General features: G+C 46.5%; 17 protein-coding genes. 14 read left to right on the top strand and 3 right to left on the bottom strand.

The window, feature by feature from the left end; all coding sequences use genetic code 11:
• Positions 1 to 403 precede the first annotated feature (403 nt).
• The 4 genes from ACQCVE_RS12705 (at position 404) to kynA (ending at position 5,430) form a co-directional block, all read left to right on the top strand.
• Entirely contained in the window at positions 404 to 2,431 is a 2,028-nt protein-coding gene (locus tag ACQCVE_RS12705) for a catalase (RefSeq protein WP_426844800.1), read from the top strand.
• 240 nt (positions 2,432 to 2,671) lie between these two features.
• The gene (gene kynU / locus ACQCVE_RS12700) at positions 2,672 to 3,955 is read left to right on the top strand and encodes a kynureninase (protein ID WP_426863033.1); all 1,284 of its coding nucleotides are present in this window, start codon (positions 2,672 to 2,674) and stop codon (positions 3,953 to 3,955) included.
• Positions 3,956 to 4,591, top strand: coding sequence for an arylformamidase (gene kynB, locus ACQCVE_RS12695; protein ID WP_426863032.1), 636 nt, complete (start codon positions 3,956 to 3,958; stop codon positions 4,589 to 4,591).
• Complete coding sequence (kynA, locus tag ACQCVE_RS12690) at positions 4,588 to 5,430, top strand: tryptophan 2,3-dioxygenase (RefSeq protein ID WP_426863031.1); 843 nt, start codon at positions 4,588 to 4,590, stop codon at positions 5,428 to 5,430. The genes kynB and kynA overlap by 4 nt, the downstream gene beginning before the upstream one ends.
• 411 nt (positions 5,431 to 5,841) lie before the next feature.
• Here kynA and ACQCVE_RS12685 read toward each other — a convergent pair whose 3' ends face one another.
• Positions 5,842 to 6,381: a DinB family protein gene (locus ACQCVE_RS12685; protein ID WP_426863030.1), complete on the bottom strand. Its 540-nt coding sequence runs from the start codon at positions 6,379 to 6,381 to the stop codon at positions 5,842 to 5,844.
• Positions 6,382 to 6,580: 199 nt separating this feature from the next.
• Here ACQCVE_RS12685 and ACQCVE_RS12680 point away from each other — a divergent pair, with 199 nt between their 5' ends.
• Together ACQCVE_RS12680 and ACQCVE_RS12675 are read left to right on the top strand one after the other, a co-directional pair.
• Positions 6,581 to 7,210 (top strand): 5-bromo-4-chloroindolyl phosphate hydrolysis family protein, encoded by a 630-nt coding sequence (locus tag ACQCVE_RS12680; protein WP_426844795.1) that lies wholly within the window; start codon positions 6,581 to 6,583, stop codon positions 7,208 to 7,210.
• Entirely contained in the window at positions 7,207 to 8,142 is a 936-nt protein-coding gene (locus tag ACQCVE_RS12675; protein ID WP_426863029.1) for a toxic anion resistance protein, read from the top strand. The genes ACQCVE_RS12680 and ACQCVE_RS12675 overlap by 4 nt, the downstream gene beginning before the upstream one ends.
• Before the next feature lie 51 nt (positions 8,143 to 8,193).
• Here ACQCVE_RS12675 and ACQCVE_RS12670 read toward each other — a convergent pair whose 3' ends face one another.
• Complete coding sequence (locus tag ACQCVE_RS12670) at positions 8,194 to 9,327, bottom strand: histidine kinase N-terminal domain-containing protein (protein ID WP_426844793.1); 1,134 nt, start codon at positions 9,325 to 9,327, stop codon at positions 8,194 to 8,196.
• A 295-nt stretch (positions 9,328 to 9,622) separates the two neighbouring features.
• The gene (locus tag ACQCVE_RS12665; RefSeq protein ID WP_426863028.1) at positions 9,623 to 10,897 is read right to left on the bottom strand and encodes a trypsin-like peptidase domain-containing protein; all 1,275 of its coding nucleotides are present in this window, start codon (positions 10,895 to 10,897) and stop codon (positions 9,623 to 9,625) included.
• Between the two features lie 171 nt (positions 10,898 to 11,068).
• On the opposite strand from ACQCVE_RS12665, the gene recQ reads away from it, so the two are divergent.
• The 8 genes from recQ to ACQCVE_RS12625 all read left to right on the top strand — a co-directional run bounded on the left by recQ (position 11,069) and on the right by ACQCVE_RS12625 (position 17,983).
• The gene (gene recQ, locus ACQCVE_RS12660; protein WP_426863027.1) at positions 11,069 to 13,213 is read left to right on the top strand and encodes a DNA helicase RecQ; all 2,145 of its coding nucleotides are present in this window, start codon (positions 11,069 to 11,071) and stop codon (positions 13,211 to 13,213) included.
• Between the two features lies 1 nt (position 13,214).
• Positions 13,215 to 13,520 (top strand): putative quinol monooxygenase, encoded by a 306-nt coding sequence (locus tag ACQCVE_RS12655; RefSeq protein WP_426863026.1) that lies wholly within the window; start codon positions 13,215 to 13,217, stop codon positions 13,518 to 13,520.
• Between the two features lie 140 nt (positions 13,521 to 13,660).
• The gene (locus ACQCVE_RS12650; protein WP_426844790.1) at positions 13,661 to 14,230 is read left to right on the top strand and encodes a TetR/AcrR family transcriptional regulator; all 570 of its coding nucleotides are present in this window, start codon (positions 13,661 to 13,663) and stop codon (positions 14,228 to 14,230) included.
• A 47-nt stretch (positions 14,231 to 14,277) separates the two neighbouring features.
• Entirely contained in the window at positions 14,278 to 15,312 is a 1,035-nt protein-coding gene (locus tag ACQCVE_RS12645) for an SDR family oxidoreductase (protein ID WP_426844789.1), read from the top strand.
• Positions 15,313 to 15,582: 270 nt separating this feature from the next.
• Positions 15,583 to 15,819: a hypothetical protein gene (locus tag ACQCVE_RS12640; protein WP_426863025.1), complete on the top strand. Its 237-nt coding sequence runs from the start codon at positions 15,583 to 15,585 to the stop codon at positions 15,817 to 15,819.
• 2 nt (positions 15,820 to 15,821) lie between these two features.
• Positions 15,822 to 16,034, top strand: a complete 213-nt coding sequence (locus ACQCVE_RS12635) for a LytTR family DNA-binding domain-containing protein (RefSeq protein WP_426863036.1) — start codon at positions 15,822 to 15,824, stop codon at positions 16,032 to 16,034.
• The gene (locus tag ACQCVE_RS12630; RefSeq protein ID WP_426844787.1) at positions 16,031 to 16,435 is read left to right on the top strand and encodes a DUF3021 domain-containing protein; all 405 of its coding nucleotides are present in this window, start codon (positions 16,031 to 16,033) and stop codon (positions 16,433 to 16,435) included. The genes ACQCVE_RS12635 and ACQCVE_RS12630 overlap by 4 nt, the downstream gene beginning before the upstream one ends.
• 93 nt (positions 16,436 to 16,528) lie before the next feature.
• A complete protein-coding gene (locus ACQCVE_RS12625) occupies positions 16,529 to 17,983 on the top strand; it encodes an NAD(P)H-binding protein (protein WP_426863024.1) in 1,455 nt (484 codons plus the stop codon).
• Positions 17,984 to 18,087: the final 104 nt, after the last annotated feature.

Raw genomic sequence — 18,087 nt, 5'->3', positions numbered from 1 at the left:
TGGCCTCCAGCCGTCTATTTTCAGAAATATAAAAAAGGGGAAGTAAAACCCAGAAAAATCGTTCTTTGAAAAACGGAGAAAAGATTAGAATTCGGAAGAGCGTGTCCAAAATTAGGGGGCTCAACCGTATCAGCCGATTCGGACAATATATCGACCGAAATAAGAATATATCGGCTATTTTATATATATATCGACCGAATTGAAGAAGATATCGACTTTTCGACACAATTCGACCGTATTCGCCTGCCGCCATCTCTCTAGAACTCCGTATGGGACGGGTTCAAAGCCATCCGAACCCCCAATAAGGGCCCCCTTTACGAAAAATTCCCTGTTTCCCCTCTCCCGGCAAAGGGTACTGTATAAAACGCATTTTTTTACATACTTACCTAAAGGGGTGGCAAATTTGAGCAATCGCAAGGATGAACAGCTGGAGCAGTACCGGGTTGATGATGAAGGCAAAAAGCTAACAACAAATCAGGGACTCAAGGTTTCGGAGGATGAGTTTTCACTTAAGGCTGGAGAACGCGGACCTACGCTTCTGGAGGATTTCCATTTTCGTGAAAAAATGACGCATTTTGACCACGAGCGGATACCAGAGCGGATCGTCCATGCGCGCGGCTTTGCGGCTCATGGTGAATTTCAGGTCTATGAGTCTATGAAAGAATATACCCGCGCAGGGTTTTTACAGGATCCATCCGTTAAAACCCCTGTGTTTGTCCGGTTTTCAACCGTCGCAGGTTCCCGCGGTTCAGCTGAAACGGTCCGTGACGCCCGGGGGTTTGCGACGAAGTTTTATACAGAAGAGGGCAATTATGATTTGGTAGGAAACAACATTCCGGTGTTTTTTATTCAGGATGCAATTAAGTTCCCGGATTTAATCCACGCAGTAAAGCCTGAGCCTCATAATGAAATTCCCCAGGCTGCTTCGGCTCATGATACATTCTGGGATTTTGTCGCCAACAACCAGGAAGCAGCGCACATGGTCATGTGGACGATGTCCGACCGTGCGATTCCTAGAAGCCTGCGCATGATGGAAGGCTTCGGTGTTCATACGTTCCGGTTTGTAAATGAAGAAGGAAAATCGAGATTTGTTAAATTCCATTGGAAGCCTGTTCTCGGCACGCATTCACTTGTATGGGATGAAGCACAGAAAATCAACGGCAAGGATCCGGATTTCCATCGCCGGGATCTCTATGATTCCATTGAAAATGGCGATTACCCGGAATATGAGCTTGGTGTTCAGATGATCGGGGAAGAGGAAGAATTCAAATTTGATTTTGATATATTAGATGCGACGAAGCTTTGGCCGGAGGAAGAGATCCCGGTTAAAATGATTGGGAAAATGACGTTGAACCGCAATGTGGACAACGTGTTTGCAGAGACGGAGCAGGTGGCGTTCCATCCGGGCCATGTTGTTCCCGGCATCGATTTTTCCAACGATCCATTGCTTCAGGGACGATTGTTTTCCTATACCGATACCCAGCTAATCCGTCTTGGCGGTCCCAATTTCCATGAACTGCCGATCAATCGGCCGGTCTGTCCGTTTTTCAACAATCAGCGTGATGGCTATGGCAGGCATACAATAAACCGCGGCCAGGTTGCCTATCATAAAAATTCCCTTGCAGCGAACACACCGGCTCCTGCAAGTGTGGAAGAGGGCGGCTATGCTCACTATCAGGAAAGAGTGGAGGGCTATAAAGTCCGGGCGAGAAGCGATAGCTTTAAGGATCATTTCTCTCAGGCTGCTCTCTTCTGGAATAGCATGAGCAAGCCTGAAAAACAGCATTTGATCGATGCGTTCAGCTTTGAGCTTGGTAAAGTGAAAAGCGAATCCGTTCAGAAGCAGGTTGTTGACATGTTCTCAAATGTAAGCCTGGAGCTTGCTCAAGGCTTTGCAGAAAACATCGGAGTGGAGCCTCCTCAGCAGGGCGGATCCCAGGTAACGAAATCGTCTCCGGCTTTAAGCCAGGAAAATACGGTGAAAAGTCCGGCTACCCGCAAGGTTGGAGTACTCGTGGATGACGGGTTTAATGGAGCGGAAGTCGGAGCGATTCTGGAAAAGCTGAAGGCTGCCGGCATCCAGCCTGAAATCGTGAGCAACAAGCTTGGGAAGCTGAAAGCCACGGATGGAACGGAGCTTAAAGTTGAACATACCTTTTTAACAAGCGACTCCGTCTTATTTGATGCAATCTATGCAGTTGGCGGAAATGATGTAAGCAAGCGATTCTACCGCGAAGCTGCAGCCTTTCTTCAGGAAGCATTTGAGCATTTTAAACCAATCGGCGCCACTCATGAAGGCGAGAAGTGGATTGAGGCTCAGGAAATGGCGAATATGCCTGGCGTGGTCAGCGGGCAGCCTTCGGATCAATTCGCTGCAGCCTTCGAAAAAGCGATTTCGGTGCACCGTCACTGGGATCGTGAAATCGTCTAATTGAACAGCAGCTGGCGGTCTTCCTGGGGAGGCCGCTTTTTGCTGCGGGTGAAGGAAGAGGGGTTTGCCGGCAAGTCAATAGAATTAAGATTTTGCAATAATAATCAAATTTCCGCTGCTAAATCAAATTTTCGCACATATTCTCCATCCCCAGTCAGAGCCCTCCCCCCTCCCTTTGACAGCGCTCTCATTTCTAAAATATAATTCTAGTAGACTCAACCTGGAAAGGACGGTACAAAAATGGCCGCACAGCTTGATCGTTTTTCGCTTGAATATGCCCGTACTTTGGATCAGTCGGATCCGCTCGCCTGCTTCCGAAATGAATTTTACATAAACGAAGGAACCATCTATTTGGACGGCAACTCTCTTGGCTTGCTGTCAAAACGTTCAGAGAGGACGGTCCATTCGCTCCTTGAATCTTGGAAAACGTTCGGTATCGATGGCTGGACAGAGGGGGAGCATCCATGGTTTTATCTGCCGGAGCAGCTTGGGGAGCAAATGGCTCCGCTAATTGGCGCGTCTCCGGAGGAAGTGATCGTAACAGGGTCTGCGACCGCTAACCTGCACCAGCTTGTTTCTACTTTTTACAAGCCCTCAGGGAAAAGGACAAAAATAGTTACGGACGATATCACCTTTCCGACTGACGTGTATGCTCTGCAGAGTCAGCTGCGGCTAAAGGGCTATGACCCGGAGACCCATCTCGTGAAAGTCAAAAGCCGGGATGGGTATACGCTGGAAGCTGAGGATCTTATTTCAGCGATGACTGAGGATGTCGCGATGGTCATTTTATCAGGTGTCCAGTACCGCAGCGGCCAAATTCTCCCTATGGATAGACTGACAGCGGAAGCTCATAAGCGCGGAATTCTGATAGGCTTTGATCTATGCCACTCTGTCGGGTCCATTCCTCATAGTCTTTCAGAGTGGAAGACAGACTTTGCTTTTTGGTGCACCTATAAGCATTTAAATGGGGGACCGGGTGCGGTTGGAGCGCTTTACGTTAACAAACAGCATTTTGGAGCAACGCCGGGTCTTGCCGGCTGGTTTAGTTCGGATAAATCCAAGCAGTTTGACATGGCTCATGAGCTTACACCAGCAGACCATGCCGGTGCTTACCAAATGGGGACGCCGAATATCCTCAGCATGGCCCCGCTGCTTGGTTCCCTCGCAATGTTTAATGAGGCGGGAATAGAGGCTGTGCGCAGGAAATCCTTAAAGCTGACAGGGTACATGATGGATGTAATCAGTCATGAGCTGGCCGGTTTTGGATTCACGATCCGCAATCCGGAGGACGAAACGAGGGGAGGCCATCTTTTCATTGAGCATGCGGAGGCAGCCAGGATCTGCAAGGCATTAAAAGAGGAAAAAATGATTCCTGATTTCCGTGCTCCAAGTGGAATTCGTTTGGCACCGGTGGCCTTATACAATACATTTGAGGGAATATGGCTTACGATTCAAAAGCTCAAAGCCATCATGAAGGAAGAAACCTACAAAAAATTTGAAAATAAGCGGGGAGTGGTGGCGTAAATGACGTGGATGGACATTACTCAGCCGCTAGGCCCAACAATCGGACATTGGCCTGGGGATACCCCCTTTTCCTATACAACAGCCTTTACTAAACAGCAAACGGGTTCTGTCAACATAGGGAAAATTACCACAAGCCTCCATACCGGGACACATGCGGATGCCCCGTTTCATTTCTTGGACAGCGGACCCAAAATCAGCGAGCTCGACATCCACTGTTTTATCGGCCAGGCCAGAGTGATCGATGTTTCAGCTGAAAGTATAATCAATAAAGAAGCATTAAGCCGCTTTCATCTGGACGGTGCCGAAAGGCTGCTTCTGAAAACAGCCGTCAGGAGCAATCCCGGAGTTTTTCCGGAGAAAATCACCGCCATTCACCCAGATTGCGGACCGTATCTCAAGGAAAAAGGAATTTGCCTCATCGGGGTGGATGTACCGTCTGTCGACCAGCTGGACAGCAGGGACATGGCTGCCCATCATGCGCTTTATGAGAACGGGGTCCAGATTCTTGAAAACCTCGTGCTTGAAAAAATTAACCCGGGAGACTACGAACTCATTGCGCTTCCGCTCCTGATTGAGGGGGCTGACGGAAGTCCGGTGCGGGCCGTTATCCGCAGAAGAGGGGGGGGGGTTGAATGAAGAATCATGAACAGGCTGCTGATACGGAAAAAGCAATCCATACCGACTTTCGAAACAGCATGACCTACGGGGAATATTTACATCTGGATAAAATTTTAGAGGGACAGGTGAGGCTGTCCGATCATCACGATGAAATGCTGTTCATTATCATCCATCAGGTGAGCGAGCTCTGGATGAAGCTCATCCTGCACGAACTGGAATCCTCAATTGCCGCGGTTGTAAAGGAGGATTTGCCGACAGCCTTTAAGCAGCTGGCCAGAGTGTCTAAGACGCAATCTCAAATTATCCAGGCGTGGGATGTCCTCTCAACGCTGACACCGTCCGAATACATGGAGTTCCGTGAAAAGCTCGGGCAGGCATCAGGGTTTCAGTCTTATCAATACCGTCTGATCGAGTTCGCCCTCGGTTACAAGACCCCGCACGTCCTGAAAATTTATGAAAAGGATCAGGAGCTGCATGCCCGGCTGGCAAAGGCATACCGGGAGCCGGGGCTTTATGATGCTGCGATTCAGGCTCTTGCAAAAGCAGGTTTATCGATTAATCAGGACGTTCTCAGCCGCGATTACTCAAATCCGTATCAGAAGGATGACTCGGTACAGGCAGCCTGGCTCACTGTCTACCGGCATACTGATCGATACTGGAACTTGTACCAGCTTGCCGAAAAACTTGTCGATATCGAAGACTGGCTCCAGCAGTGGCGGTTCCGCCATATGAAAACCGTGGAACGGATCATCGGCTTCAAGCAGGGGACTGGAGGGTCGTCCGGCGTCAACTATTTGAGGAAAGTGCTCGATCAGCGCTTTTTTCCCGAGCTGTGGGATTTGAGGACGGAAATTTAAGAGTGTAAATGTGCTTCAGAACTCATTCATCCCCAGGAATTTTAAAGGTTTCCGGCTAATAAATAAACCGAACTATTATTTGAAACTCTGATATAGAGCTTCGTAATAGTTCGGTTTTATTGTTATATATGCTTTTTACCAATGAAATTTTCGGCTCTAAGGACAACAATGTTAGTAATAAATTACACATCCCCGCTGCATTTCCAATAAATTACAATTTAAGAGATTGACGATGCCTATAGCATTTATCAAGTCGTTTGTGAAGTTATACCGGGAGCCGTTATTCGTCTGGCTAGCCGGCGTATCGTTACGATAACCAGTAAAGCTGATATCCAAATCGCCTGCGTTATTGGGAGGAGGCTAAAAAGCTGACTCCGAAGAACCATTCCGTTCTTCCATTCAGCTGTTCCCTTACAGATATCGATCTCTTAAAATCTTTACATGATGCCTCTCATGTCCCGCGATGATGGCTGCCAGAGCAAGGACGGTTACTGAAGAACCATTTGCTCTCCCGGTCAGGGTCCACGCACTGCTTTGCAGCCCTTTCATTAACATAATTGTTGCCTGCCGCACAGCTAGGAGATTCTTCATATGCCAGGCCATGGTTTGCTCATTGAAACCTGCTTGCTTCACATAGCTTTCGTCATTATAGCCTCGAAACTCGTGCTGCTCACCGCGGCAGATGGCGAGGAGCCGATAAGCCATTATGCGCTCGGTATCCGCGATATGGCCAATGACTTCTTTAACAGTCCATTTACCGGAGGCATAGTGACGCACTCCTTCTGCTTCCGTTAAGCCTTCAAGAAGTCTGAGGGTTTCCTCTATCTGCTGCTCCAGGATCATAATAAGGTCTCCGGATGGAATAAAATCTATATAAGGCTGATAGTGAGGATGAAACTCGTGCTTCTCTGGTCTTATTATCAAATTAATCCCTCCTGAACTATGTATCATCTAATTATATAACAGGGGCATGATGCAGGTGAATCCTGACTATAATGGCAAATATAAGCCTCAGGTCTTAAAATCCGGTACATTTCAGGTCTATGGAAGTACAGAGGCAAATCATGTACGATGAATATAAGAAAGATGAAACCGGAAAGCGTTCCCATCCGTAGGAAGATTAAGATCTTAGGTCAGGAGTCGATTATAGATGAATCGGTTTATTCCGCATGCTGCCGGATTTTTTACTGCTATGCCTGTCACAACTGCCGTTTGGCTGGTTAGCTTTTTCCCTCTATCCCAGCCGTACCTTTCTGCTTCAGGGATTTCCCTGCTTGGCGGAGCGGCTGCGTATGGAACAGCTGCTGCAATTGTCCACTCACGGTATTTGAAAAAACACGAGCTTTCAAGGAGCGAGTACCGTTATATACAGAAAAATCTTAAAGAAGCTAAACGGAAGATTGACCGTCTTAGCCGGGCATTATTCTCTGTCCGCAGCATCTCTCAACTAAAGCAGCGCGTCGATTTGCTGCGTGTTGTCAAAAAGATTTACCGTCTTGCTGAAAAGGATCCAAAGCGTTTTTACCGGGCAGAGCCGTTTTTCTACAAGCATTTGGACTCTGCCGTTGAACTGACCGAACGATTTGCATTTTTATCCTCCCAGCCTAAAAAGAACAGTGAAATCAGTTCCTCATTAAAGGAGTCAAACCGAACCCTTAAAGAGCTGCTCTTTACCATTGAAGAAGATTTGTACCTTATTCTTAAGGATGATGTCAGTGAGCTCAAATTTGAAATGGATGTTGCAAAAAAATCCATCAATCAGGCGAAGGATTTAAAATGACTCTGCACGGTTCATTCTCAGAAAAAGAGCTTCAGAGAATTCGGGAGGCGGCTGAATCCATTAATCCGGGGATGGAGGAAGAGGTTGCTTCCTTTGGCATTCCTGCTCAATCCAAGCTGCTCTCTTTATCCGATAGGCTGATGCAGTATGTGAAGGAGAAAGACCGGGGAGGCGCCGGAGTCATTATGGAGGATCTGATGAGAAAGCTCGAGGAGGCAGACCCCGAACCAGCCCGGTCTTCTGGAATATTGAGGCGGATATTCGCTCGAAACCAGCGTTCTGCATCCGAACTGATTTCCCGGTATCATAAAATGAGCGCGCAAATGGACCGGGTGGTGCTAAAGCTTGAAAACAGCAAACAGATATTGCTTTCAGACAATGCGATGCTTGAGAATCTTTATGAGCAAAATAAAGAATTCCATGGAGAGTTGAACGTATATATAGCTGCTGCCGAATGGAAGCTGGATGAGCTCCAAAAGAAGATAATCCCTTCTTTGCAGCAAGGGGCGGAAAGCCTTGGGAGCATAGGGAGCAAGGAAAAGGAGGAAACAGTCCGCCGCTTTGCCGAGAGGCTCGACCGAAGACTGTATGATTTGAAAATAAGCAGGGAAATGACTCTTCAGGCAGCCCCGCAAATCCGCATGATTCAGAAGACGAACGAAATGCTTGTGGAAAAAATTCAATCCTCCGTCCTGACGTCCATCCCGCTTTGGAAAAGCCAGGTAACCATGGCCTCTACTATGCTGAAAGAGGAAAAAGCGGGAGGTACGAAGAAACAGATTAGCATGATTGAGGAAAAAGCCAGGCTGAAAGAAACCGGGCAAAAGCTGAAGCGCGATGCGGCAGATTCGCTGAAACTGCAGAAGGAGGGCCAATTGCATAGACTGACTGCAGAACAAGGCCTGTCTGCTGCTGAGAAACGGAAAAAATAAAACAATGAAAAATCGAGCGGAAAACAGGCATGATGATTTCTCTCGATTTTTTTATGCTTCCTGTGATAAGGCAGGAAGAAAGATAAAGAAGGTTGTTTGTTCCTCATTAGATTCACAAACAATGGAACCCCCGTGTTTTTCCACGATTTTTTTGCATACAAACAGCCCAATTCCTGTACCGAGTTCCTTTGTCGTAAAAAAAGGTTCAAAAATGGTTTTTATATTTTCAGCCGGAATGGCCGGGCCGTTATTGGATATTGAAATGACGCCCTGCTGATGTTCCATATACGCATTGATTAACAGATTGCGCGGTTTTTCCTTGTGCTTAAGGGCATCGATTGAGTTCATAAAGAGGTTAAGCAATACCTGCTTTAATTCTTCACGGTATGTTGATATTACCAGATCTTCATTCATCCGGCTGATGACATTCACATCGGTATCTACAATACTCGGGTAGGTAAGCTCGCGGATGTCTTCAAAAAGCTTAGCTATGGATGTTTCTTCTTTTTCCGTCCCGTTAAACTCAGCTTTGGATGTATGGAGAAACTGGGTAATCCGGAAGTTCAGCTGATTGAGCTCATGGTTGATAATATCAAGGTACTCGAATTGAGGGTAATCATTTTTTAAAAGCTTAATAAAGCCCATGACAGAAGTAAGCGGATTGCGGAATTCATGTACAAAGCTTGAGGACATCTGTCCGAGCAGCGCAAGCTTGTCCTTATGATTCTCATGAATATACGTGTTTTTCTCGCTTAATTCCAGGTTTTTTAAGTTCGTGTATTTTGTAACAGCATGGTAGCAGAACAAATCGAATTGCTGATTGATATGGCTGATAAAGAATTCCAGGTCTTTAACAGGTATTTCCGATTTGAAGATGTTCCGAATGATGATGCTCCTTCCGGCGTTTACATTATATACGAAATCTCCGATATTGATATTGGCTTCGAGTCGTTCGCTTGCGACTTTAAAGGCGAGTCCTTTTATTTCCTCCTCCGACAAGCCGCTGCCGATGGCATGTTTGATTAAAAGGTACATATTTTCGCCGTTCTCCTTCACTTTTTCCTTGTGAGGATCTACTTGACCGATGAAGATCGTCTGCTGCCATTCCTCCAAAAAGACAGACTGCCGTTCCTCAAAAAAAGAGATTAGACGTTTCTTATGAGATTCGAGCAATGTTCGTTCCATATTTCTCCTCATTTCGCAGAATAGTCCCTCTATTACTTTCTGAATAATTAGTTTAAGAAGGGTATTCGACAAAAGGAGTCATTTTCCTTCTTAAAAAAGAATGCCTGCGGGCAAAGTTGAATGAAGTCCGGAATGGGTGGCTGGAAAAGGAAGGAATGGCGCCTCAAAAAGCGGAGAAGGTAATGGAAGTGCAAGGGACCTGCGTATAGAAAAAAGTGCTCCGAGCCAGGCTCGCAGCACCTTTAAGATTGCGTCAGTCCATCCTTCTTTTAGAGAGTCACAAAGTCCGCAAGCATCAGGGAGTTTGAGTTTCAGCTTCCCGGACCTCAAGGGCAGGTTCCTCCAGCTGGAGATCCTGTTCAGGCAGTTCTTCCGGAGATTCCTCTTGCTGCTCTGATTCACTGCCGCTGTTCTCATCAGCGATATCCGGGGCAGGAATTTCGCTGCCTTCCTCGGTAATAGGTTCTTCATAATCATGTTCCGGAACGTCTGCATCCGGCTCTTCGATATAAGGATCTTCCCACTCGTAATCTTCATAAGGAAATTCTTCGTACTCTTCGTAGCTGTAGTCCTCATATTCATCGCTGTAGTCTCCGCCGTCGAAGTAATATTCGCTGTCATCGTATAGATCTTCATAAAAGTACAGGCCTTCGTCATTGTAAAAAAGACTGGAGATGGATTCTTCAGACATAGGGCTGCTGACCCAGCCGTTAATGATAGGCATTACCTTGTAAAGCGGAATGCTGAAACCGATTGTTGCTTCGGTATCATGCCTTGCAGAATTGATGGCGACAGCCTTCTCCGTTTTCATATCCAGGAGCGGTCCGCCGCTGCTCCCTGGTGCAATAGGAGCGGAGATTTGATAAATTCCATCATACGTATGGGGCTCAATTGTAAAAGAGCGGTCAATGCCGCTGATGTTTCCGATTGTAGCTGTGTTTTCAAAGCCTTGCGGACTGCCAAGGGCAATGACTTCATCCCCGAGCTTAGAAGGTTTCTCTTGTTCAAGGCCGAGTGGCGTTCTTCCGGCCAGGCTTGAAGCTCTGATTACAGCAATATCCGTATCATTGCTGTAGCCGATTACTTTTCCGCTATGTTCGTTTCCTTCATAATCGCGGATCGTTACATTCAGGCTGCCCTCCGCTACATGGGCGTTAGTCAAAATATCGCCTTGGCTGTTTATGAGAAATCCGGAGCCCTGTGAATAATCACTTACGATTGTAAAAACTTTCGGCTGTGCATCTTTGATAATTTGAGATGGTTCTTTTGGAGGCTTGATTGCTGCTTTTTTTTCTTCAGCGGGGGTTTCTTGTTCTGTGGCTGTCTTTTTAACTTCTTCAGTTTTGACTGTTTTCTTCGGCTGAATCTTTTCTTTCACCTGAACTTCTTTTGCTGCAGGGGCAGCTTTAGTCAGTTCCAGATAGAGGGCAGTGAAAACACCTGCACAGAGAAAAAGAGAGACCGTAAGCAGAATCAGCAGCTTGGAGGGGTTGTTTCGTAATGGCTTTCCGCAGTTTGGGCAAAATTTAGAGCGTTCAGTAATGGCTGTTCCGCAGCTTTTGCAGTACATGGCGATTCTCCTTTTAGTACTATTTTACTAAAGCTAGTTTAGTTGATTTTGGCATTCTTTTCAACGCAAACTTTGCGGTTATTTCCTGTTAAATCTCATTTTCTTCTTTTTGCGTGATGGGGCGGCTCCTTTTATAATAGAGTAAGAAGAATTGGAGAGAGGATGATTACAATGCTGCAGCAGGCGGAAGCTTTGCTTGAAAAGCATTACGGCTATACGTCGTTCCGGAAAGGGCAGGAAGAGGCGATTGCCTCGATCCTTGCAGGAAACGATACACTGTGTGTCATGCCGACTGGGGGCGGGAAATCGATATGCTATCAGATCCCTGCATTAATGATGGAGGGAACGACGATTGTCATTTCCCCGCTGATCTCCCTTATGAAGGATCAGGTCGATGCCTTGCTCCAGGCAGGTATTCCGGCTGCTTATATTAACAGCTCGCTGTCCGCATCTGAGGTTTATGAAAGGATGAAGGGTGCGAAAAATGGAGAGTACCGGCTTCTTTATATTGCTCCTGAAAGACTCGAGAGCTATGACTTTATGAGCCAGCTAAAAGAGATTGATATCCCGTTTACCGCGGTAGATGAAGCGCACTGTATATCCCAGTGGGGCCACGATTTCCGGCCCAGCTACCAGCGCATCCAGCGCATGATATCGCAGCTTCCGAAGAAACCGGCCGTGATGGCTTTAACCGCTACTGCCACTCCGAAGGTTCGCGAGGATATTTGCCGCTCTCTTAAAATAGATGAAAAATACTCCATTCTCACAGGATTTGCGAGAGAGAACCTGTCTTTTTCCGTGATCAAAGGTCAGGACCGTCTCCGGTTTCTGAAGGAATTTCTGAAAAAAAATGAAAAAGAATCAGGCATTATTTACGCTGCGACTAGGAAAAACGTTGATCAGCTCCATGATCATTTAAACAAGAGCGGAATCCGGGTATCCAAGTACCACGCCGGGATGAACGATGAAGACCGAATAAGCGGGCAGGAGGACTTTCTGCTGGACAGGACAACGGTCATGGTGGCTACTTCCGCCTTTGGAATGGGAATTGATAAATCCAACATCCGGTACGTCGTTCACTACCAGCTTCCCAAGAACATGGAAAGCTACTATCAGGAAGCTGGGCGTGCGGGACGGGACGGTCTTGACAGTGAATGCATCCTGCTTTACTCTCCTCAGGATGTTCAGGTGCAGAGGTTCCTAATTGACCAGTCCAGTGACAGAATGCGAATGCCGCAGGAGCTTGAGAAGCTTCAGCTTATGGTGGATTACTGTCATACCGAAAGCTGCCTGCAGCGCAAAATAGTTCAGTACTTCAGCGAAATGGACATGGAGCCATGCGGACGCTGCGGCAACTGTACGGACTCACGGGAAAGCCGGGATGTAACGAAGGAAGCGCAGATGGTGCTTTCCTGCATCATCCGAATGGGACAGAACCGGTTTGGGAAGGCACTTACAGCCCAGGTGCTGACAGGTTCCAAAAATAAGAAAATAACAGAGCTCGGCTTAAACCGGCTTCCAACTTACGGAATCATGAAGGATAAGAGTGCAAAAGAAACGACGTCCTTTATCGAATTTCTTATATCCCAGGATCTGATTGGGGTAGAGCACGGCGCGTATCCGCTCATCTACGTCAACCCGGCAGGAAAGGAAGTGCTGCTCGGAAATACGTCCGTTCGGCGCAAGGAAGCCGTACAGACGAGACAGGTCGCTGCAGGGGATCCGCTGTTTGAAGAGCTCCGTACCGTCAGAAAGACCCTTGCTGAGAAGGAAAACGTTCCGCCGTTTGTCATTTTCTCGGATACGGCCCTTAAGGACATGTGTGTAAAGCAGCCTCTGACAGAAGAGGCATTCCTAGCGGTATCCGGTGTTGGGCAGCACAAAGCCGCAAAATACGGGAAAGCATTTCTGAAAGCGATCCTAGAATTCCAGGAAGCGTATCCGGAATACGAAGGCAGCGGAGAGCCAGCGGGACCTGCGGCAGTAAAAGCATCAGCGAAGCCGGTACCCAATTCCCACCTTGAATCGTTAAAGCTTTACCAGGAAGGAAAAACGTTTAAAGAAATAGCGGAAGAAAGAAGCCTTTCCATTCAGACCATTGAAAATCACCTGCTAAAGTGTCTTGAAGCCGAAGAAGGAGGACTGCATTATGAAGAGTTGGTGCCGCCTTCCTATGAAATCACGCTCGAGCAGGCAGTTCAGGAAGCGGGAGCGAATCAACTGAAGCCGATTAAAGAATTGCTTCCGGAAGAGATAAGCTATTTTATGATTAAAGCTTTTTTAACCAAAAAACGAATGGAGAAAGCAGGGGAGTAAGATGGGGAAATTCGGATTATATGGCAGACTGACAGCAAAGGAAGGAAAGCGGGAGGAGCTTGCGGCTATTTTGCTGGAAGCCGCCGAATCTATGAAGGAATTGCCTGGCTGCGAGCTGTATGTCGTCAGCTTGGCAGAGGATGAACGGGAAAGCGTCTATATCTATGAAGTTTGGAGTAATGAAGAAGCACATCAGGCTTCTCTTGGAAATGAAGCCACCAAGATGCTGATTAAACAGGCAAGGCCCATTATTGCTGATATGGACAGAATCACTACTCTTAAGCCGCTAGGAGGCAAAGGACTCTAAGGCATGTACCCCGGAGGAAGAAAACTCCGGGGTATTCTTTTCCTATGTTGAAGAGGACTTTCGGCCATCAATTGGACAGAATGTTCGCCTTCAAGTAAAATATTGAACGAACATTCAATTAAGAGGGGGTTTTTGATTCGTTGGAATTGATAGAAGGAAAACAAGCCTCCATTCTTAAAGCAACACTTGAACTGATTTCAGAACATGGCTTTCACGGGACGTCCATGTCAAAGGTCGCCCGGAAGGCAGGAGTAAGTGCAGGAATCATCTATCATTATTTCGGCAATAAGAACGAACTGATCGATGAATTATACATGAGGGTCAAAAAGGACTTTTCCCAATGGATTGTGCAAGGCATCAATGAGGATCAGCCCCTGAGAGATCAGATCCGGCACCTGGTGAAAAGAACCATTGAAGTTTCCGTCCGCATACCGGATGAAGTCATGTTCATGGAGCAGTTTTTGCAGTCTCCGTATAACAAGCTGGAAATCCAGAAGGCTGTTATGATTTATTATAAGCCGATCATGAATGTATTCAACAAGGCAAAGCATGAGCAAATGATCAAGCCTCTTCCCGATCCTGTCATCATTGCGCTGACACTGGATGTAGCTGTTTCCCTGGCGAAACAGCATGCAGCAGGTATGCTGAGCATAACGCCAGAGCTTATAGAAAAAGTAACAGAAGCATGCTGGGAAGCGATACGTCTATAACGATTCATTGAATGAACGTTCAATTAAAAAAGAAAGAGGATTTAAACATGAATAAGAAAACCGTATTAGTCACCGGAGGAACGGGATACGTTGCAGCGTGGCTTGTGAAAGAACTGCTTCAGGAAGGGCATGAAGTGCGTATTACCGTCCGTGACCAATCGAGAACCATTCAGTACGCCCACCTACTTGAAGTAGAAAAAACGTCCCCGGGCACACTCCAAGTCTATCAGGCCAATTTATTAAGAGAAGGCAGCTTTGATGAAGCGGTTGAAGGGTGTGAGTATGTGTTTCACACCGCCTCCCCGTTTTTCATCAGCGGCTTCAGGGATGCGAACAAAGATTTAATCAAACCCGCGCTGGAAGGGACCCGAAACGTTCTGTCTTCTGTCAACAAGGCTCCTTCCGTAAGAAGGGTCGTTCTGACAAGCAGTGCAGTTGCCGTGTTTGGAGACAACGCGGATATGAACGGGAAACCGGCTTTTACCGAAAGAGACTGGAATACGACAAGCTCACCAGCCCACCAGCCGTACAGCTTCTCAAAAACAGCAGCCGAAAAAGAAGCGTGGAGGCTTGCCGGAGAGCAAGACCGCTGGGACCTCGTAACCATCAATCCAACCTTTATACTTGGGCCGTCCCTTGCAAAAAGGAAGGATTCTACAAGCATTGCCACTATTCTCGATCTATTAAAAGGCAAGTATAAAACCGGAGTTCCCCGTTTAATCAACGGGACAGTAGATGTGAGAGATGTCGCTAAAGCCCATAAGCTCGCTGCCTTTACAAACACTGCTTCCGGCCGCTACTTGATCTCCAATGAAGAAGCCAGCCTGCTCGATATGGCAAAGCTTCTTGAGAAAAACTATCCGCACCAATACAAGCTTCCAAAAGGTGAAGTTCCAAAGCCGCTGCTATGGCTTATAGCACCAAAAATTGGCCTCACACGTCCGTATGTGTCCAGAAATGTCGGATTTGAAGCGAAATTCGACCACAGCAAAAGCGTCCGCGATCTGGGAATGGATTACCGCTCCCTCGAAACAACCCTTACGGATCAAAAGGATCAAATGGAAGCGGATGGACTGCTATAGTATATAAGAACAGAATCCTTAAGCGGATTGCTGTTCTTTTTTTATCAAGGCTTTGTTAAATACCTGTTAATGGCGGGGAAATCCGGGCTAAGAGCATTGGGACAGACGGGGCTTCGCAAAGACGAAGCCATCGCAGGCTGCAGCTCGCATTTGTTTTATGAAAGGAAATGAACTTCACATCCCCATTTTTAGGCATCTTATGCTACTTTTAATAGAAAAAAAGCGTTTAGAGTACATAATTCAGTTAAGAAAGGAATCAGGGGTGCTGCGATGAAAGTTCATGTAAATATCAATGAGGAAATAGAAGAAACACTGATTACAATTCAGGCAAAGGAGTGGACAGACGAGCTTGAAGAGCTCATGAAACGTATGAAATCACCAAGACCTGAGCGGCTCATTGGAATGAAAGATGAGCAAACGATTTTGCTGAAGCCGGAGAATGTTGATTATGTATTCTCTGAAAAGAGAAAGAACTATGCCGTAACAGCAAACGGGCGATCGAGTTGAAAATGAAGCTTTATGAAGTAGAAGCATTGCTGGAATCCAGCCAGTTCACACGGTTTTCAAAATCAGTCATAGGAAATCTGAAGGCCATTGAAAAGTTTGAACTTTCCTTTAATGGGAATCTATGTGTCTATTTTTACAGCGGCCGAAAAGAATATGTATCCCGTAACTTTGTAGCCGCAGTAAAAGATAAACTGACTGGAGGAATGAAGAAATGATGATTCAAATAGTGAAGAGATCCTTAACTGGACTAGGCTTCTCAAGCTTGTTTACCTTTGCGGCATTAAGTGTTTTTATGGGGATGGATGTCAGCATAACCGTAACCGGGCTATGGAAGCATATGCTTGGGAGTATGGTGGTCGGAATCTACTTCGGGGTTTCATCCCTCATCTTTGAGTTCGAAAAATGGAGCCTTCTGAAACAGATGGTCATTCACTTCACTCTTTCCGTTGCTGCCTATTTTACAGTGGCCGTTTTTTCGGGATGGTTCCCTTTAACATGGTTTGGCGCAGTCATTGCTTTCGTTAGCTTCGTCATTGTCTACTTTATTATTTGGTTCAGCATTTACTCGTACATGAAAAAAATGGAATCGTCTCTGAATTCTTCTTTGAGAAAATAAAGATTTTCCAATGTTCTCCCAACGTTTACCGGAACCGTGTTGAAGGAATAAAAAGACCATATACTGATTTCTTCAGGACTGGAGTTGTTAACTATGGAAAAACGCGAAGTAATCGCCCTTACAGGGGCAAGCGGATATATAGGGAATAATTTGCTGCAAAAGCTTACCGGATACTCAGACGTCATCGCCCTGTCCAGAAACGGGGATTCACGGGAGAATAGCGATCATGTAGAATGGCGTTCCTGTGATTTGTATTCATTGGATTCTGCTGAGAAGGGATTGGAAGGAGCGGACTATGCTGTCTACCTCGTTCATTCAATGATGCCTTCTGCCAAACTGACGCAGGCTAAATTTGAGGATATGGATTTAATTCTTGCCGACAATTTTGCCCGGGCTGCCAAGAAAAATGGCATTAAACAAATAATTTACATGAGCGGAATCATTCCTGAAGATACAGAAGAACTGTCCAGGCATCTTGAGAGCAGGCTTGAGGTTGAGAAGGTGCTTGGTGCATACGGCACACCGGTAACGACAATCCGTGCAGGACTCATTGTCGGTCCGAAGGGATCCTCGTTTCCCATTCTTACCAAGCTGGTCAAACGTCTGCCCGCCATGCTTTTGCCTAAATGGACAAGAACGAAAACTCATCCAATCGCCTTGAAGGATGTCTTGACAGCACTGAAAAAAAGCATTGGAAATAAGCGATTATCCGGAAAATCCATTGACGTAGGCGGACCAGAAGTCATGACCTACAAAGAGATGATGATTCAGACCGCCGAAGTCATGGGAAGGAATACGCGAACGTTTGATGTCCCATTTATGACGGTGACCCTCTCAAGATTATGGGTGAGTCTGATTACCCAATCTCCAAAATCCATTGCCTATCCGCTAATTGAGAGCCTGAAGCATCCAATGGTAGCGCAAAAAGAAAACATGGACGATGAAATCAGCTATGGCCGGACGCCGTTTAAAGAAGCGGCGAAGTATGCTCTTGACGAGGAGGAAAAAGAAAAGAAGGAACAAAAAAGTTCCAAATCTTCATCCTCTAAAAAATCGGGCATTGCAGATGTCCGCTCTGTGCAGCGCATCTTGCTTCCAGAAGGAAAAGATGCCGATTGGGCCGGAGACCATTATATGAACTGGCTGTCAAAACTGGCGCGGCCGTTTCTTAGGATAGAAGCTGACAGCAGCCGCGTGAGCCGGTTTTACCTTTTTGGATGGGAGAAGCCCATTATGGAACTTAGCTACGCACCGGATCGAAGCTCTTCAAACCGCGCCCTTTACTATATCACCGGCGGATCATTCGCTGAAATCGTGGAAGGCGGCAGGGGAAGGATAGAATTCAGGCAGATTCCTGATACACAGGAGTGCATCATCGCCATTCATGAATACCGCCCTTCCCTGCCATGGATTATTTACAGGCTGTCTCAGGCAAAAATCCACATCATTGTGATGTATCTATACAAAAGGCACCTGCTGAATTTGATGGATAAAACAGATGAACATAAGCAAAATGGACCGGTCAAGCGGATTGTTCATATGAATTGAGACTTGACCGGCCGATTTGGGAGACAAATCGGCCGGCAAGCTTTTATAATTAGCTGGATTTTCATGTACTTAACGATTTGGGCGTTTTATCGTTTAGAGCCCCG

This window comes from Metabacillus sp. 113a, from assembly GCF_050107635.1.
Taxonomy (GTDB): Bacteria; Bacillota; Bacilli; order Bacillales; family Bacillaceae; genus Metabacillus_B.
This window is presented reverse-complemented; position numbering and strand designations above follow the sequence as displayed.

Bases quoted from the DNA above. Each gene is read 5' to 3' on its own strand.
- recQ (WP_426863027.1), top strand. From the start codon at position 11,069: ATGCTGCAGCAGGCGGAAGCTTTGCTTGAAAAGCATTACGGCTATACG.
- ACQCVE_RS12645 (WP_426844789.1), top strand. From the start codon at position 14,278: ATGAATAAGAAAACCGTATTAGTCACCGGAGGAACGGGATACGTTGCA.
- ACQCVE_RS12640 (WP_426863025.1), top strand. From the start codon at position 15,583: ATGAAAGTTCATGTAAATATCAATGAGGAAATAGAAGAAACACTGATT.
- kynB (WP_426863032.1), top strand. From the start codon at position 3,956: ATGACGTGGATGGACATTACTCAGCCGCTAGGCCCAACAATCGGACAT.
- kynU (WP_426863033.1), top strand. From the start codon at position 2,672: ATGGCCGCACAGCTTGATCGTTTTTCGCTTGAATATGCCCGTACTTTG.
- ACQCVE_RS12665 (WP_426863028.1), bottom strand. From the start codon at position 10,897: ATGTACTGCAAAAGCTGCGGAACAGCCATTACTGAACGCTCTAAATTT.
- ACQCVE_RS12680 (WP_426844795.1), top strand. From the start codon at position 6,581: ATGAATCGGTTTATTCCGCATGCTGCCGGATTTTTTACTGCTATGCCT.
- ACQCVE_RS12625 (WP_426863024.1), top strand. From the start codon at position 16,529: ATGGAAAAACGCGAAGTAATCGCCCTTACAGGGGCAAGCGGATATATA.
- ACQCVE_RS12630 (WP_426844787.1), top strand. From the start codon at position 16,031: ATGATGATTCAAATAGTGAAGAGATCCTTAACTGGACTAGGCTTCTCA.
- ACQCVE_RS12675 (WP_426863029.1), top strand. From the start codon at position 7,207: ATGACTCTGCACGGTTCATTCTCAGAAAAAGAGCTTCAGAGAATTCGG.
- ACQCVE_RS12655 (WP_426863026.1), top strand. From the start codon at position 13,215: ATGGGGAAATTCGGATTATATGGCAGACTGACAGCAAAGGAAGGAAAG.
- ACQCVE_RS12670 (WP_426844793.1), bottom strand. From the start codon at position 9,327: ATGGAACGAACATTGCTCGAATCTCATAAGAAACGTCTAATCTCTTTT.
- kynA (WP_426863031.1), top strand. From the start codon at position 4,588: ATGAAGAATCATGAACAGGCTGCTGATACGGAAAAAGCAATCCATACC.
- ACQCVE_RS12685 (WP_426863030.1), bottom strand. From the start codon at position 6,381: ATGATACATAGTTCAGGAGGGATTAATTTGATAATAAGACCAGAGAAG.
- ACQCVE_RS12635 (WP_426863036.1), top strand. From the start codon at position 15,822: ATGAAGCTTTATGAAGTAGAAGCATTGCTGGAATCCAGCCAGTTCACA.